Genomic DNA, 14,078 nt, shown 5'->3' with positions numbered 1-14,078 from the left:
TTGATGGGAAGTCGCGAGGTCGTCAGGAAAAGGACGGTGGCGCACGCGCCTGCGCGTGCCAGCCGGCACGTGCCGGCGGGATCGGATCCGCAGCTTCCAGCCACGTGATGAGCTGGTATTGACGCTGCAGGACGACAAAGATCAACGGGGGCGGATCGACCGCAACGGCGCCGCCATGACTGACGCCGCAGAACCCGCAGCAATTGGCGCCGTGCTGCGGCTTGGCGGGGCTCGTCTGCGAGTCATCCTGCAACGACGTCATGCCGGAGCAGATCATCGACATATGCAGCGGATCGGAAAGCGCATGGGCGACCGCGCGAAAGGCTCCGATCGGCGCCAGCAATTGCACCACGATCGCAAGCAGTACGATTGGAATAAAGATTTCCAGTCGCCGTCGCATGATTGTCCCCAAGAACCTGGATGCTCGTACCATCCGCGATGCAACCTGTCGACATATCTTCGTCATGCGCAAGCCACCGCGCGCGGCGGCTCGATCGCTTCTCACTTCGCCGCGACCTTTTGCTGGACCAGCCATTTTTCGAGGTCGGGTATTTCGGCCGAACCTTCGATCGTCGTGACCGTGCCATCCCGGGCGATCAGCATCGTGCGCGGGATTTCGCCCTGCCAGGCCGGATCGATCTCGAAGCGCAGCCGTTCGACAAAGCCATCGCTGAACAGCCAGTTCTCGGCGGCCCCAAGCCCGGCCTTTTCCAGCATCGCGCGCGTTGGGCCGGGCAGATTCGGCACGAGATCGGCGCTGATCATCACGACGTCGATCTCGGAATGGTCCTTCATGAATTGTCCGAGCAGCGGCAATTCGATCTTGCAGGGGCCGCAGGTGACGCCCCAGAAATGCACCAGCGTGGGGCGACCCTTGTGCGAACGCAGCATCTCCTGCCAGCTCCCGCGCACGAACGGCTTGAGTTCGGACCGCGTCTCCGCGGCCGGCGCGGCGGCGAGAGACGCCATCAGGAATAGTGCGGCAAGCAGGCGAGGTTTCATGATCCGTCTCCGATCGGCAGCAGGCGATATCCGTCGGCCTTGGTCATCCAGGAAAGATAGACCGCCTGCCCGTCGCTGATCAGCAGAGGGTGATCGGATGTGTCCGTGGTCTCGGCGATGACGGATGGTTTGGACCAGTTCCTGCCCTCGTCATGCGAGATCATCGCGTTGACCGTGGTCTTCTCGCCGTCAAATTCCTTCCAGACCATGGTGGCGCCGCGCGGACCCGACAGCACATACGGCCGCGTCGGATTGCGATCGGCGCGGCCGAGCGGAAGCGGATTGGAAAAGGTCCGGCCTTCGTCATCCGAGCGGGCATAGAACAGCCCCTTGCGGGCCTTGCCGTTGGTGTACCACGCCACATGATACGTGCCGGCCGATGAAATCGAGAGACTCGGCCCGTGATGCGGGCACGCGGAAATCTGCCAGTCGTCGGTGCTGACGCGGCGCACCTCGCCCGGCTTCGCCGGATCGCTGAACGTCATGACGGCGTGATCCCGCACACCGCCTTCGAACAGGTTCCTGAACACGACGACAGGACGGCCGGGGCCGGCGAACGCCAGGCCGAGCCGGCAGCATTCGCAGGTGTTGTCGCTGGCCAGCCGCGCCTCGGCATAGGATGCGCCGCCGTCTTTCGAGGACGCGAAGAACAGGCCGGCGCCTTCGTATTTCCTGCCCTCCTGCTTGGCGGGCACGCGGTTGCGCTTGTCGATCCAGGCCGCGAACACCGAACCGTCCGCATCGAGGCCGAGCGCCGCAAAGCGCTGGCTTTCGTTGTTCGACGTGATCGGCTGCAACTCCGCGAAGCTCTTGCCGCCGTCGATCGACCGTGTCGCGAGCACCTGGCCATTGAACGCCTTGTCCTTGAAGATCGAGAACGCCAGCGCGATGGCGCCGTTCTTCGCGACCACGATCTGGGGCCGCGCATCCGGGCCCCAGTCGAGGTTGAGCTTCTCTTTCATGACCTGAACCGGCGTCGAAAGATTGCGCCCGAGATCTTTCGAACTCGCCACTGAGATCTTGCCACCCGCCATCCAGGCCAGCCACAGCGTGCCGTCGGACGCGAAGGCCGGCGTCACCTTGGAGGCGCAGCGCAGCTCGACCTCCTCGCACGCCGCTTCCGAGGCGTGGTTGTGATGGCTCATCTGCGCCTGTGCGGTGGTGTGGCAAAGCGAAAACGCGAGCGTCGCAAGCAAGCTCATTCGCAGCATGGCCTCAACTCCTTCTGCCGTGTGTCGCTGTCATTTGAACGCCAGCCTCATCCCCGCCATGAACGCGCGCGGCGAGCCGGCGTAGATCGAGCCGGTGGTGTTTGCCAATGTGAGCGCCCCATCCTGTATGCCGGTGCCTTGCACCGTATTCGCGATGTTGTTGGCTGACGCCACATAAGTCCGGTCAAACACGTTCCTGACTTCGGCGAACACACTCATCGACTTGAAGGTGTCGGACTTCAAGTCCGTGTTGTAGTGCACGTTGAGATTGACCAGCTCGTAGCCGGGCGCCTTCAGCAAGTTGGCGTTGTCCATGTAGAACGAGTCCTTCCACTGGACCTCGACGAACGCCCCGAGGCCCGCGAGTGGCCCCGACATGTGATCGTAGCCGAGCCGCGCCGTCAGTTCGTGCGGCGATATCCCGGGAATCTTGTTGCCGGCACGATTGAAGTTGAAGGCCGCAGCGCCTGCGCCGGTGCTTCTGAGGGTCTCCGTGTATTCGGTATAGTATTGATCGAGATAGGTATAAGCCGCCGTCAAACGCCAGCCGGGATAGAACTTCCAGTCAGCCGCCAACTCTACGCCGCGATGCTCGGACTTTGGCGCGTTGAAGGTGAAGCTCGCATTCCGGGCGTTCGCCGGCGTCGCCTGAGTGACCAGTTCGTCTCTGAAGAACTCGTAAAACCCTGTCAGGCTGAACGTCAGCGCGCTGTTCGGCGTCCAATCGAAGCCGAGGTCATAGCCAAGGTTTCTCTGCGCTTTCAGCTGCGTGTTGTTGCCGCTGTTGCCCTGAGAGTCCACGAACAGGTTGCCGACCTGCGGTGTGCCGTAACCCGTGGCGACCCGCGCGCGGAACTGCCATTCGGGATTGAGCTTGTAGAGCAGCGCCAGTTCAGGCGCGGTGTTCTGGAATTGCCGGTCGGCGGATATCAGCGTGGTCACCGCCGTCGGGACATTCGTCGTCGGATACGCATAGGCCGTATTGACGCCCCTCAGGATAGTGGTTTCCCAACCGATGCCGGCAATCGCCGTCAGGTTCGGAGCAATCTTGATCTCCTCGCGTGCGCGAACGCCATAGTTGGAGGTGCTGCTGAAGGTATTGCTTGCCAGCAGGCCGAGCCTCGCGTTGCCGCCCGGCATGACGTTGCGGCTGTCGCTCGACGCTGCCAGCGTGTTGTACCAGGCACCGAAATACGTCGTCGATTCCATCCCGAGGATCTCACCGCGCTTGGTGACGTCGCTCATGTAGTTGTAGGACGGGAAGTCGCCGATCGCGGTGGTGGCGCCCGTCGGCTGGCTGATGTTGCGATCGTCGAACGTGAACTGGTTGCGCCAGGTGGTCGTGTTGTCGAAATCGTGCTCCCAGCGGCCGCCGACGATGGTGCGGCGATCCTCGCGGCCGAGCCCTGCCTGGATGGCGGTGGTTGGAGTGCGCCCTCCATTGAAGCCATTGTTGAGGAGACCGACCGAGGCGCAGGCGGTGATGCCGGCGAACTCGCATCCCCGCTGGAACGGATTCTGATTGTACTGGTTCAGCGACAGCCGGATCGGCAGCCGCGTCTCCAGATTGTTGTTGATGAATTTGACCGTGAACCGGTCGTCGGGCGTGAGATGCAACGTGCCGAGGAAGTTCACCGTCTGGGTGTTGAACCAGCTGTTCTGGATGAACCCGTCACCGCGCGCATCGCTGGTAAACAGCGAATATTCGAAGTTGCCGATCTTCTTGCCGGCGGCGATATAGTTGTTGAGATAACCAAAACTGCCGCCTTCGACGCCGTATTCGACCCCGTCGATGCTGCGGCCCGGACGGGTGCGGAAATTCAGCGCGCCGCCGGTCGCATAGTTGCCGTACAGCGCCGATGACGGCCCGCGGACCACATCGATCGCGCCATAGGCTTTTGGATCGATCAGGTCGCTGCGCGAAAGCCCGTCCGGCTGGGTGACCGGAAAGCCGTCGTCGAAGATCACGATATTGCGAATCGCAAACCCGTTGCGGGCGTTGGAACCGCGAATCGATATGCCCATGTCGCGCGGGCCGTTGCCCTGCTTGATCGAGATACCCGGGCTCTCGCGCAACACGTCGGCGACGGAGAATGCCGGTCGATTCTCGAATCGGCTGCGATCGATGGTGGTTTCGGTCTGACCGTTGGGCGCCGTATTGAGCAGCGCGCGCGCCACGCTGGGCGTGATGCCCGCGGTGAGTGATGCCGATGGAGCGGGGTTGGCCGCCGGCGGACGTGCCTGCGGCGTCCGGGCGGAAGAGCGAACGGCCGGCTTGCGGGCCGCGGGTCTGGCGGCGGTGCCGCGCGGCGCCTCGACGGTCACCGCCGGCAGCGACGTCTGGGCTGTGGTGGCCGAGGGCATGAGGGACAGCGCGCTGCCGAGCACAACAAGGCTCGCGCCGCCAAGGGCGTGATAACGAGACATAAGATAAATCCTGACGCCGGTTCTCTGGCCGGCTCGAATGACTGCACCAACCGCCACGGCTATCGCCGCACCGGTCACATTGGGTGTTCGAAGTCGTCAGGAAATGGCGGGAGGGGCGCGGGCCTGCGCGTGGGAGCCGGCGCGCGCGTTCGTCAGCCGGAAGGCGAAATCGCGCCAAGCCACCTGCTCGGCAACCCGATCGATATCGATCGTTGCGATTTGCGGCACATCGACCGGCGCGCCGCCCTGCAGCATGCTGCAGACCGAGCAGCATCCGTCGTGCGCGCGGTGGCTGGCCGGGTCAGTCTGCCCTTCGCCAGGTGCGGCATTGCCGTGGCAGATAACGGTGCCGGCGAGCGGATCGGACGCCGCGATGGCCGCCGCCCAGCATGCGCCGATCGGTGCAAAGATCTGCACCGCCAGGGCAACCAGAACAATCGGCAGAAACCTCTTCAGCCCGCGCATCGCTATCCCATCCGCCTCGGACCTTAAACATCAGGCGAGTCCGAAGTCGAGAGCGAGGTTCCAGGAACTATGTTGCCGCTTTACGGAAGAAACCTGGCGGAAAGCGACGCGTTTTGCGCCATTTGAATGGCGCCCTACCAGGATACCAAACCTCGAGCGAAAGGCCACTATATCCACAACCAGCGATAGTATTTTCCCAATCATTTCGCAGATTGCTGGAATTTTGAACAAAGGTTGCTGAAAATGATGACAAGACGAAAAAGATGGTCTACCAATTCAAGCTCAGGCTGGGCGAGAGGTTCAGCTTGGTGGTCCAAGTCTCGGGAGGAGCCCTGACGCGCACAAGCAGCGTCGCCTCGACAATCAAGATCAAATCCACATTTTCGAGGAAATTAAGGGTCGACACAATTTTTGGAGCAGGGCTTATCGCCCTGCTCTTTTTTTTGAGCGTTGTTTTCAACACGATCGCAAACTGAATGACGGGCTCGTCAAATCCGATCGAACGAAGCTTTGAACTGGCCGCCGAGCGCTGCGATGATCTGACGCCGCTGGTCTATCGACGGCTGTTCGACGCGCATCCCGAAGCACGAACGATGTTCCGCACCGAGGGCAGCGAACCCGTCAAGGGTTCGATGCTGGCCTTGACCATCGACGCCATCCTGGACTTTGCCGGAGAACGCACCGGCATTTCCGCCTGATCACCTCGGAGATTTCCTCGCACGACGCCCGCGCGCGATCAGCAAAAGTGGAAACCGGTTTTGCGTCCGATCGCGCGCTATTCCTTTGAATCGGCGCATGATCTTGTCGCCAAACCGCGGACACTTTGGCGAATCATGCGCTGGCACGCCGCGCGAATTATTCGTCGCCTTCTTCGGCATCATTGCGCAGACGCTGCGTGAGATCGTCGGCGCGGACTGGTCGGAGGAGATCGACGCGGCGTGGCGAGCGCTGCTCGGCGACATTAAGCGTTTCGTTGCAGTGCAGTGAGATAAGAAAAACTTCTGGAGCTCATTGAGACTGGCGATCAAGTCGGCCGGTGGCGGAAATGCGTCTGATGTGAAAGACTGCCTTCGAGCCGCGGTGCGGGCAATCGACACCGTCGGTAATAACAAACGAGGGAGCGAGCGATGTCCGGGACTGACCAATCCTCTACGACAAGGCGTAATCTTCTTCAAACCGGCGCGGCTGCGGGCGCCGCACTGTTCGGCGGGCTGGGCATCAACCCGGCGCTGGCGGCGGTGGCGCGTTCCGAAAAGCCGCTGAAGGCGGCGTTCTCGAACGCTGGCCTTCAGGCCACCTGGTGCGCGCAAGGCAAGCAGGCGGCGGAATGGTGGGGCAAGCTGTTCAACGTCGAGGTCACCTGGTTCGACGGCCAGCTCGACGCCGTCAAGCAGCGCGCCGCGATCGACAACATGGCCTCGCAGAAATGGGATTTCGTCGCCATCCAGGCGTTCGGCATCGGCACGCTGACCGCGCCGGTGAACAAGATGATCGATGCCGGCATTCCCGTGATCGACATGGACACGCTGATCGCCCCGCTCGACCAGATCAAGGTTCATTCGTTCCTGGCGCCCGACAACGAATTCATGGGCGCGTCGGTGACGCAGGCGCTCTGCAACGCCATCGGCGGCAAAGGCAAGGTCATCATGACGCAGGGCGCGCTCGGTCACACCGGCGCGCAGGGCCGCGCCAAGGGCTTTGAATCCGTCGTCAAGCAGTTTCCGAACATCGAGGTGCTCGACACCCAACCGGCGGACTGGGACGTCTCCAAGGCGGCGCGGCTATGGGAAACCTATCTGACGAAATACCCGCAGATCGACGCGGCCTTCTTCCACAATGACGACATGGCGCTGGCCGCCTACAACATCATGAAGGCGCGCAACCGCACCAACATCCTGATCGGCGGCGTCGATGCCATGCCGCCGGCGATCCAGGCGGTGAGCGAAGGCCGCATGTTCGCGACCGTCCGCAACCCCTCCTGCCGCATCCATGGCGGCGCCATCGTGGCCGGTGTCGCCGCGGTGACCGCGGGCGAGAAGAGCGGACAGGGCATTCCGAAGCACGTCATCACGGACGGCCCGGTGGTCACCAAGGCCAATGCGGCCGGCATGCAATGGATGGAGGATCACTTCCTGATCTGATCCACCATGCCCGCGGGACTTCAGCCCATCCTCGAACTGCGCGACATCACAAAAGCCTTCGGCGGCGTCGAGGCGCTTCGTGGTGTCGATTTTGCCCTCTCGCCCGGCGAGATCCATGGTCTCGTCGGCGAGAACGGCGCCGGCAAAAGCACGCTGATGAAGATCATCGCCGGCGTGCATGCCGATTTTTCCGGCCGGTTCATCCTCGACGGCCGGGAAACCCGCTTTCGCAGGGTGAGCGACGCAAACGCAGCCGGCATCGCGATGGTGCATCAGGAACTGAGCGTCGCGCCAGACCTGACGGTGGCCGAGAACGTGTTTCTCGGCAACCAGCCGACCAACCGCCTCGGCCTCGTGCAATGGCGGCGCATGGCCCGCGAGGCCGGCGAGCAACTGAAACGATTCGGCATCGACGTCGATCCGATGTCGCGGCTCGGCGACCTGCCGATCGGGCTGCAGCAATTGATCGAGATCGCCCGCGTGCTGTCCTCGGGCGCCCGCATCATCATCCTCGACGAGCCCACCTCGGCGCTGTCGCCGCCGGAAGTGGAGCGCCTGTTCGCAACGCTGAAGCGGTTGCGTGACGATGGCGCCAGCATCGTCTTCATCTCGCATTTCATCGAGGACATCCTGCGCGTCTCCGACGTCGTGACCGTGTTCCGCAACGGTCGGAAGGTCGCGGAGACCCTGGCGTCCGAGACCTCGAAGCCGGCGCTGATCGAGGCGATGATCGGCAAGGGCAGCGAGGCGCTGGGAGAAACTTACGCGCACGACATCATGCTGCCGCAACCGACCGATCAGCCGGTGGTGCTGAGCGCCAGCGGCCTGTCACTCGCCCGCAGCCTGCGCGACGTCTCGTTCGACGTCCGCGCGGGCGAGGTGCTCGGCATCTACGGTTTCATGGGCTGCGGACAGCTCGAACTGGCCAGGATCCTGTTCGGCAAGCTCAGGCCCGACCAGGGCGCCCTCGCCATCGCCGGCGAACAGAAAACCTTCCGCAGCACGGCCGGCGCCCGCCGCGCCGGGATTGCCTTCGTGCCCGAGAGCCGCCGCGACATGCTGTTCCTGCAGGAGCCGGTCTACAAGAACGTCTCGATCAGCATCCTCGATCGCATTTCGTCGCTGCTGCTGAAGCCGTGGCGCGAGCGCGCGATTGCGGCCCGGCAGGTCGAGCAGTTGCGGATCCGCCCCGCGACGGTCGATCTCGACCTCGGCATGCTGTCCGGCGGCAACCAGCAAAAAGTGGCGCTGGCGAAATGGCTGAGCTATCCGCCGCGGCTGTTGGTGCTGTGCGAACCGACCCGCGGCATGGACGTCGGGGCCAAGAACGACGTCATCCACATCGTCAGGGATTTGCGCGCGAAAGGCCTCGCCATCATCGTGCTGTCCACCGAGCCCGAGACGGTGCTGTCGCTCGCCGACCGCGTCCTCGTCCTCAAGCGCGGCGCGGTGGTGCGTGAATTCGCCAACGAACAGATCAGCAAGGACCGCCTGCTCGAAGCGGCGTGAGGAGACCGGCATGACTTCAGGTGAAAGCGCGGCAGTCACAGCGGACGGGAAAAAGCCCCGCGGGCTCGGTGGGGTGCTGCGCTCCCAGATGCGCAACATCGCGCCGTTCCTGACGCTGATCTGCCTGTTTTCCTTCTTCGCAGTCGCCAGCCCCTCTTTCGCGACGCTCGACAATTTCGGCAACATCCTCACGCAGATCTCGGTCACCGGCATCATCGCCGTCGGCCTCACCTTCGTGATCCTGTGCGCCGAGATCGATCTGTCGATCGCCGCCATCGCCAACGTCACCGGCATCGCGGTGGCCTATTTCACGCTGCAGGACTCCTACGTCAACATCGCCAATGTCCCGATGCCCGGCTGGGCTGCCATCCTGCTGGCGCTGGCGCTGTGCGCCCTGCTCGGCCTCGTCAACGCGTTCGGGCTCACGGTGATCGGCATCCCCTCCTTCATCATGACGCTGGCGATGATGCAGATCGCCGCCGGCATCTCCGCGCTGTTGGTGCGCGGGCAGATCGCCTACAAGGTGCCGCCGCTGGTGACGACGCTCGGATCGACGTCGATCGGCGGCATCCCCTGGATCGTGATCGTGGCGGCGCTGATGCTGCTCGGCGGCCACCTGGTGCTGACCTACACCCGCTTCGGACGTTATGTTTACATGGTCGGCGGCAACCGCGAGGCCGCGGAATATTCCGGCCTCAACGTCAAACTCATCCTCGGCAGCGTCATGGTGATTTCGGCGGTCTGCGCCGGCATCGGCGGCATGCTCGGCGTGGCGCATTTCGGCAGCGCGCAGCAGAACGAGTTCGACACGTATCTTTTGGACTCCATCGCCGCCGTCGTGGTCGGCGGCACCAGCCTGTTCGGCGGCCGCGGCGGCATCGGCAACACCATCGTCGGCCTGTTCGTGCTCGGCGTCCTGAACAATGGCCTCGACCACGTCAACATCGACAGTTTTTTGAAGATCTTGATCCGGGGACTGATCCTGCTGGCGGCGCTGATCATCAATGTTTATGCGCAGCGGCTGCGGGAACGGGCGGTGGAATAGCCGCGCTGCCGTGGACAAATCTGGGTATTATCCCTCGCGATCCTACGTAATAGTCGCCTGATTGAAGGTTTGGGATTGAGCGATGGGAGATGACATCCGCACGCAGCCGCCTTGGCTGGTCGAAGTCGCGATCGAGCCGAAGTCAAAGGCCGACCGGGAAAAACTTGATATTGCGCTGACGAAGCTTGCGGCCGAAGATCCGTTGTTCCGCGTGTCGACCGACCCGGATTCCGGCCAGACCATTCTCAAGGGAATGGGCGAACTCCATCTCGACACCAAGATCGACATCCTCAGACGCATCCACAAAGTCGAGGCCAACATCGGCGCGCTGCAGGTGGCGTTCCGCGAACGCATCACTCAGCGTGTCGAAGTGGAATACACTTACAAGAAGGTTCTCGGCCCGAAAGGTGACTTCGCGGGCGTTACATTCATCGTCGAGCCCAACGAGCCAGACAAGGGCTACGAGTTCGAGTCCAAGATCGTCGGCGGCGCGGTGAAGGAATACATCCCCGGCGTCGAAAAGGGTCTCGAAAGCGTGCTCTCCTGCGGCGTGGTCGCGGGCTTTCCGGTGGTGGACGTCAAAGTCCAACTGGTCGACGCGAAGTATCACGACGTCGACTCGTCGCCGCAGGCGTTCGGAATTGCATCGCGCGCGGCATTCCGCGAAGCGCTGCAGAAGGGCAAGTCCGTACTGCTCGAGCCGATCATGAAGGTCGAGGTGGCGAGCCCGGAAGACTGTACCGGCTCCATCATCGGCGACCTGAATTTGCGGCGCGCCCAGATCCAGAGCCGGGACATGCGCGCCAACGCCAACGTCATCAACGCGATGGTGCCGCTCATTAACATGTTCGGGTACGTGAATAACTTGCGCTCGATGAGTCAGGGGCGCGCAACCTTTACGATGCAATTCGATCACTACGCTCCAGCACCCGTGCCCGAAGACGATACGCCATTTCGCCCTGCTATAGGAATGCGAGCCTGAACGGGAGACTGGATGCGATGGCTGTTGACGCGGATTCTAGATTAGGTGGTGCCTCGAAACATGACCCTGCACACAATAGAGCTCGATGCCAGTAGTTGGAAAACTGCTCAAGATTTTCGACTGGCGCTTAAGGCTGCGATAGGAGCGCCGGAATGGCATGGCGAAATCGTGGGGGCATTCCTGGACTCCATTTTTGGAGGTGGGATGAACACTCTCAAACCTCCCTATGTGATCAAAGTCGTGAACACGACGAACCTCGTACCTGAGGTGAAGGAGATGGTCAGCGACTTCTCATCCGCTATTGCAGAGACGCGGGCTCGCAGGCTCGCGCGCGTTGGTGAGGATGTTGAGGTTCGGCTCGAAATCGAAAATTAGTCTCCGCCTTTGCGCCGTGATTTTGGAAGCCGACTCAATCGCTTTTCGAGCGCTCGATCTCGCTCAGATACGAGGCCCACTCGAATTCAAAAGATCCTATGTCAAGCTCAGAAGCGGCATCAAATCCATTTTCGTATGCGAAATCAGACCACTCCACTCCGAGTTTAGTTCGCAAAACACGTGCGGTGATGGTGCCACAGGCGAATCTACGCACTCCGCGCAAACGAACAGCGCGACGCGATGTCGCGCCGACCGGCACATCCGATGTCAACATGGCAGTCGTTCCAACATTGATCTGTCGGGCCGCTTCAGGCTCGAACCGCGGATTCGAAAGTGACCCGCACATATCGTACTCGGAGGCCCGGGTGACCTCGAACAGAGATACTCCGTTGACCACGAGATCGAATGAGTACCGCTCCCGCTTCCGGGGACTGGCGCTTCCCTTCCGAAGAAGAGGCGCAAGTTCGAGCTGATCCATCATCGCTACTCGGCGAACTCCGGCTGCCAGTCGCGCACCATTCGGGCCGCCATCGTCACCGCGCCGATCGTGGTAAACGACGCCGTCTCCACCATCATCGCCCGCGCCAGCCGCAGGCTGCGCGCCTCGCACACGGCCCGCAGCCTCGTATCCTCGATCAGTTCAAAGTCCGCATTGTGCGCCAGCCCGAGAATGCGGCGGATGATCTTGGCCGCCGCAAATCCAACGGTGTCGGCGAACAGCCGCGTCATGTAGGCCTGCCGTTCGGCCTCCAGCCGGGCAGCGCCGGCGGCCCCCGGAAACAGCGACAACGGATAGGCGTCGCCGTGACTTTCCGTGCGCCACAGTTCGAGGAATTCGTTGGAAAACTCCGTCCAGACGTTTTCGATCGTCTCCAGCATCCAGACCTCGAACACCCGCCGTCCGCCCGGCGACGTCTCATGGCCGACGGAAGCCAGGTAGGCCATCAGCAGGTTGGCGATGACGGCCCCGACGTCAAAACCCATCGGGCCGTAGAACGCGAATTCGGGATCGATCACCACCGTCGAATCTTCCGTCACCATGATCGAGCCGGTGTGGAGGTCGCCGTGGATCAGCGCTTCCGGCGCGTTCAGGAATTTCAGCTTGAGGCGCGAAACCGCAGCATGCAGGTCGAGGTCCTCGCGGAACTCGGCGGCGGTGGCATCGAGCCACGGCTGCGTCCAGCGGTTCTGCTCGGCCATGCGGTAGGGATCGGTGAAGATCAGGTCCTCGGTGATCTTGCAGAGCGCATGGTTGCCGGCGAACGCCGCGATCCCCTCCTTCTTCTGGGCGGCAGGAAGCGCGAGGTCGGACGAGAAAAACAGCGTGCGGGCCATGAAGGTGGCGATGCCGCCGACGAAATTCGGATAGAGCGCGCCGGCAATCAACCCCTTGCGCATGATGACATGCGGCTCGATCAATTCCATCACAACGAGGGCGAGCCCTTCGTTATGGTGCAGCACGGCCGGCACCAGGCCGGGCACCAGCCGCGCCTGATGCGTCAGCGCCAGATATTCGTAATGCGAGCGCGACAGCGGCAGCGGCCAGCTTTCGCCGACCAGACGCACGTAAGGCAGCGCCTGCTTGACGGCGACGCCGCCCGCCGCCCCCTTGACGATGAACACGAGGTTGAGATTGCCGTCGCCGACCTCGATGATGGTCCAGGCTGCGGCAGCGCCACCGAGCCGGGCCGCGATCTCGGGCACTGCCGCGAGGTAGTCCCGCAGATCGGCCTCGTGCAGGATACGGTATTCGTCCTGCTGCGGATCAGCCGACGATCGACGCTGTGAACTCATCCCCGTCTCCCCGTGCCGGCGCGGCGGTTGATTCCTGTTTGACGAATTCGGGCCGGCCTGTGTTCAGCGGATCATAGCCGCAAGGCGCGGCTGGCGGCCAGCGCGTTCGCCGCCCCGGCTTGCCCGAACGTCTCAAATGAGCTGTGCCAGCCAGACGGTGTGACCACCACACTCCGGGTCCTCGACAACGTGCGCCACCACGCGAAACCCGTTCCGGTCGAGCAGGTAGCGATATTCCGCCGCATCGAGACTGGCGTGATACAGCGGCTCGCCGCCGAACTCGCCGATCGCCTCGCCATGTGCGGGACCGCTGGTGAACATCAGCGCCGCGTTCGGCGCCGCGAGCGCCCGAAACACCGGAAACATGTTGCGCTGGTCGTCGTCGCAAAGATGAAAGAAACTGTCCCACGCCAGCAGGCCGGAAAACTTCCGCTGCAGGGCAAGGATACGCATGTCGCCGACGATCCATTCCTGCGCGGGGAAATGCTGACGGCAGGCATCGATCATGGCCGGAGATGAATCGACACCGACGACGGGATGCCCTGCCTCAATCAGATACGCGGCCATTGGCTGTGCGCCTCCGCATCCGATATCGAGAACCGGCGAGGCCGGCGGCAACAGCGCGCGGAGCCGGTCGAGCCAGGATTTTTCAATCAACCCGGTGCGCGCGCGACTTTCGATCCAGTCCGACGCCTTGCGCTGGTACAGGTCGATGATCCCCGCGGCATCCGCTGGCGCCATGCCTAGAATGTTTCCCGTTCCAGGAAGTTCGAGCCGATGTCGGCCTTTTTCTTCACGGGGTCGTAGTCGCAAAACACGCTGTCGGCGACCAGCGTGTAGCTCGGGAAGATCGTGTCCTTGTTGAGCCTGACCGACGTCAGCCCGATCACGGCGGTCTGCTTGCCGCCGGTCCATTTGAACGGCGTGGTGCTCGGCGCCTTCTCGCAGGCTGCTACCGCTTCCGCAAACACCGAACTCTCCACAAACGCCTTGACCGTCCGCAACTGTCCCAGCGTCTTCCAGTTCATGTAGAAGGCGCCGGCCAGGCCTGCGGCGAGCAGAACCACGAGCAATAGTAAGATACGCTGAAAATTCATTCGTTTTCCCTGGACCAGAGCAGCAGAAAA

Annotated in this window: 15 protein-coding genes and 1 pseudogene; 7 read left to right on the top strand and 9 right to left on the bottom strand. The window is 62.6% G+C overall.

Translation table 11 applies throughout. The features are described 5' to 3' along the window. Positions 1 to 22: 22 nt before the first annotated feature. From QUH67_RS16550 to QUH67_RS16530, 5 genes are all read right to left on the bottom strand, one after another. Positions 23 to 400: a DUF2946 domain-containing protein gene (locus tag QUH67_RS16550; RefSeq protein ID WP_300947724.1), complete on the bottom strand. Its 378-nt coding sequence runs from the start codon at positions 398 to 400 to the stop codon at positions 23 to 25. Positions 401 to 501: 101 nt separating this feature from the next. Continuing rightward, complete coding sequence (locus QUH67_RS16545) at positions 502 to 1,002, bottom strand: TlpA family protein disulfide reductase (RefSeq protein ID WP_300947723.1); 501 nt, start codon at positions 1,000 to 1,002, stop codon at positions 502 to 504. Next, positions 999 to 2,213 carry a sialidase family protein gene (locus QUH67_RS16540; protein ID WP_300947722.1) on the bottom strand — a complete coding sequence of 405 codons (1,215 nt, stop codon included), beginning with the start codon at positions 2,211 to 2,213 and terminating at the stop codon, positions 999 to 1,001. Before QUH67_RS16540 ends, QUH67_RS16545 begins: the two co-directional genes overlap by 4 nt. 30 nt (positions 2,214 to 2,243) lie before the next feature. Beyond that, a complete protein-coding gene (locus QUH67_RS16535) occupies positions 2,244 to 4,640 on the bottom strand; it encodes a TonB-dependent receptor family protein (protein ID WP_300947721.1) in 2,397 nt (798 codons plus the stop codon). Positions 4,641 to 4,736: 96 nt separating this feature from the next. Next, the gene (locus QUH67_RS16530) at positions 4,737 to 5,105 is read right to left on the bottom strand and encodes a DUF2946 domain-containing protein (protein WP_300947720.1); all 369 of its coding nucleotides are present in this window, start codon (positions 5,103 to 5,105) and stop codon (positions 4,737 to 4,739) included. 476 nt (positions 5,106 to 5,581) lie between these two features. Here QUH67_RS16530 and QUH67_RS16525 point away from each other — a divergent pair. From QUH67_RS16525 to QUH67_RS16495, 7 genes and pseudogenes are all read left to right on the top strand, one after another. After that, positions 5,582 to 5,834: pseudogene (locus QUH67_RS16525) on the top strand (globin); the annotation flags it as partial. A gap of 66 nt (positions 5,835 to 5,900) precedes the next feature. Continuing rightward, positions 5,901 to 6,092: a globin family protein gene (locus QUH67_RS16520; RefSeq protein WP_300947719.1), complete on the top strand. Its 192-nt coding sequence runs from the start codon at positions 5,901 to 5,903 to the stop codon at positions 6,090 to 6,092. Positions 6,093 to 6,232: 140 nt separating this feature from the next. After that, entirely contained in the window at positions 6,233 to 7,246 is a 1,014-nt protein-coding gene (locus QUH67_RS16515) for a sugar ABC transporter substrate-binding protein (RefSeq protein ID WP_300947718.1), read from the top strand. A gap of 6 nt (positions 7,247 to 7,252) precedes the next feature. Then, positions 7,253 to 8,755 (top strand): sugar ABC transporter ATP-binding protein, encoded by a 1,503-nt coding sequence (locus tag QUH67_RS16510; RefSeq protein WP_300947717.1) that lies wholly within the window; start codon positions 7,253 to 7,255, stop codon positions 8,753 to 8,755. 10 nt (positions 8,756 to 8,765) lie between these two features. Next, the gene (locus QUH67_RS16505; RefSeq protein WP_300947716.1) at positions 8,766 to 9,800 is read left to right on the top strand and encodes an ABC transporter permease; all 1,035 of its coding nucleotides are present in this window, start codon (positions 8,766 to 8,768) and stop codon (positions 9,798 to 9,800) included. Between the two features lie 94 nt (positions 9,801 to 9,894). Then, positions 9,895 to 10,782 (top strand): translation factor GTPase family protein, encoded by an 888-nt coding sequence (locus tag QUH67_RS16500; RefSeq protein ID WP_407080462.1) that lies wholly within the window; start codon positions 9,895 to 9,897, stop codon positions 10,780 to 10,782. Positions 10,783 to 10,842: 60 nt separating this feature from the next. Beyond that, positions 10,843 to 11,157 (top strand): hypothetical protein, encoded by a 315-nt coding sequence (locus QUH67_RS16495; protein ID WP_300947715.1) that lies wholly within the window; start codon positions 10,843 to 10,845, stop codon positions 11,155 to 11,157. A gap of 34 nt (positions 11,158 to 11,191) precedes the next feature. On the opposite strand, the gene QUH67_RS16490 is transcribed toward QUH67_RS16495, so the two are convergent. From QUH67_RS16490 to QUH67_RS16475, 4 genes are all read right to left on the bottom strand, one after another. Next, positions 11,192 to 11,638, bottom strand: a complete 447-nt coding sequence (locus QUH67_RS16490; RefSeq protein ID WP_300947714.1) for a hypothetical protein — start codon at positions 11,636 to 11,638, stop codon at positions 11,192 to 11,194. 2 nt (positions 11,639 to 11,640) lie between these two features. After that, the gene (gene mtnK, locus QUH67_RS16485; RefSeq protein WP_300947713.1) at positions 11,641 to 12,951 is read right to left on the bottom strand and encodes an S-methyl-5-thioribose kinase; all 1,311 of its coding nucleotides are present in this window, start codon (positions 12,949 to 12,951) and stop codon (positions 11,641 to 11,643) included. Positions 12,952 to 13,083: 132 nt separating this feature from the next. After that, positions 13,084 to 13,692 carry a class I SAM-dependent methyltransferase gene (locus QUH67_RS16480; RefSeq protein ID WP_300947712.1) on the bottom strand — a complete coding sequence of 203 codons (609 nt, stop codon included), beginning with the start codon at positions 13,690 to 13,692 and terminating at the stop codon, positions 13,084 to 13,086. 2 nt (positions 13,693 to 13,694) lie between these two features. Next, positions 13,695 to 14,048, bottom strand: a complete 354-nt coding sequence (locus tag QUH67_RS16475; protein WP_300947711.1) for a hypothetical protein — start codon at positions 14,046 to 14,048, stop codon at positions 13,695 to 13,697. Between the last annotated feature and the right edge of the window lie 30 nt (positions 14,049 to 14,078).

This window comes from Bradyrhizobium roseum (assembly GCF_030413175.1).
In the GTDB taxonomy this organism is placed as follows: domain Bacteria; phylum Pseudomonadota; class Alphaproteobacteria; order Rhizobiales; family Xanthobacteraceae; genus Bradyrhizobium; species Bradyrhizobium roseum.
Note: the sequence above shows the minus strand (reverse complement) of the source record. Positions and strands in the feature narration are given on the sequence as shown.

Bases quoted from the DNA above. Each gene is read 5' to 3' on its own strand.
- QUH67_RS16550 (WP_300947724.1), bottom strand. From the start codon at position 400: ATGCGACGGCGACTGGAAATCTTTATTCCAATCGTACTGCTTGCGATC.
- QUH67_RS16545 (WP_300947723.1), bottom strand. From the start codon at position 1,002: ATGAAACCTCGCCTGCTTGCCGCACTATTCCTGATGGCGTCTCTCGCC.
- QUH67_RS16540 (WP_300947722.1), bottom strand. From the start codon at position 2,213: ATGCTGCGAATGAGCTTGCTTGCGACGCTCGCGTTTTCGCTTTGCCAC.
- QUH67_RS16535 (WP_300947721.1), bottom strand. From the start codon at position 4,640: ATGTCTCGTTATCACGCCCTTGGCGGCGCGAGCCTTGTTGTGCTCGGC.
- QUH67_RS16530 (WP_300947720.1), bottom strand. From the start codon at position 5,105: ATGCGCGGGCTGAAGAGGTTTCTGCCGATTGTTCTGGTTGCCCTGGCG.
- QUH67_RS16520 (WP_300947719.1), top strand. From the start codon at position 5,901: ATGATCTTGTCGCCAAACCGCGGACACTTTGGCGAATCATGCGCTGGC.
- QUH67_RS16515 (WP_300947718.1), top strand. From the start codon at position 6,233: ATGTCCGGGACTGACCAATCCTCTACGACAAGGCGTAATCTTCTTCAA.
- QUH67_RS16510 (WP_300947717.1), top strand. From the start codon at position 7,253: ATGCCCGCGGGACTTCAGCCCATCCTCGAACTGCGCGACATCACAAAA.
- QUH67_RS16505 (WP_300947716.1), top strand. From the start codon at position 8,766: ATGACTTCAGGTGAAAGCGCGGCAGTCACAGCGGACGGGAAAAAGCCC.
- QUH67_RS16495 (WP_300947715.1), top strand. From the start codon at position 10,843: ATGACCCTGCACACAATAGAGCTCGATGCCAGTAGTTGGAAAACTGCT.
- QUH67_RS16490 (WP_300947714.1), bottom strand. From the start codon at position 11,638: ATGATGGATCAGCTCGAACTTGCGCCTCTTCTTCGGAAGGGAAGCGCC.
- mtnK (WP_300947713.1), bottom strand. From the start codon at position 12,951: ATGAGTTCACAGCGTCGATCGTCGGCTGATCCGCAGCAGGACGAATAC.
- QUH67_RS16480 (WP_300947712.1), bottom strand. From the start codon at position 13,692: ATGGCGCCAGCGGATGCCGCGGGGATCATCGACCTGTACCAGCGCAAG.
- QUH67_RS16475 (WP_300947711.1), bottom strand. From the start codon at position 14,048: ATGAATTTTCAGCGTATCTTACTATTGCTCGTGGTTCTGCTCGCCGCA.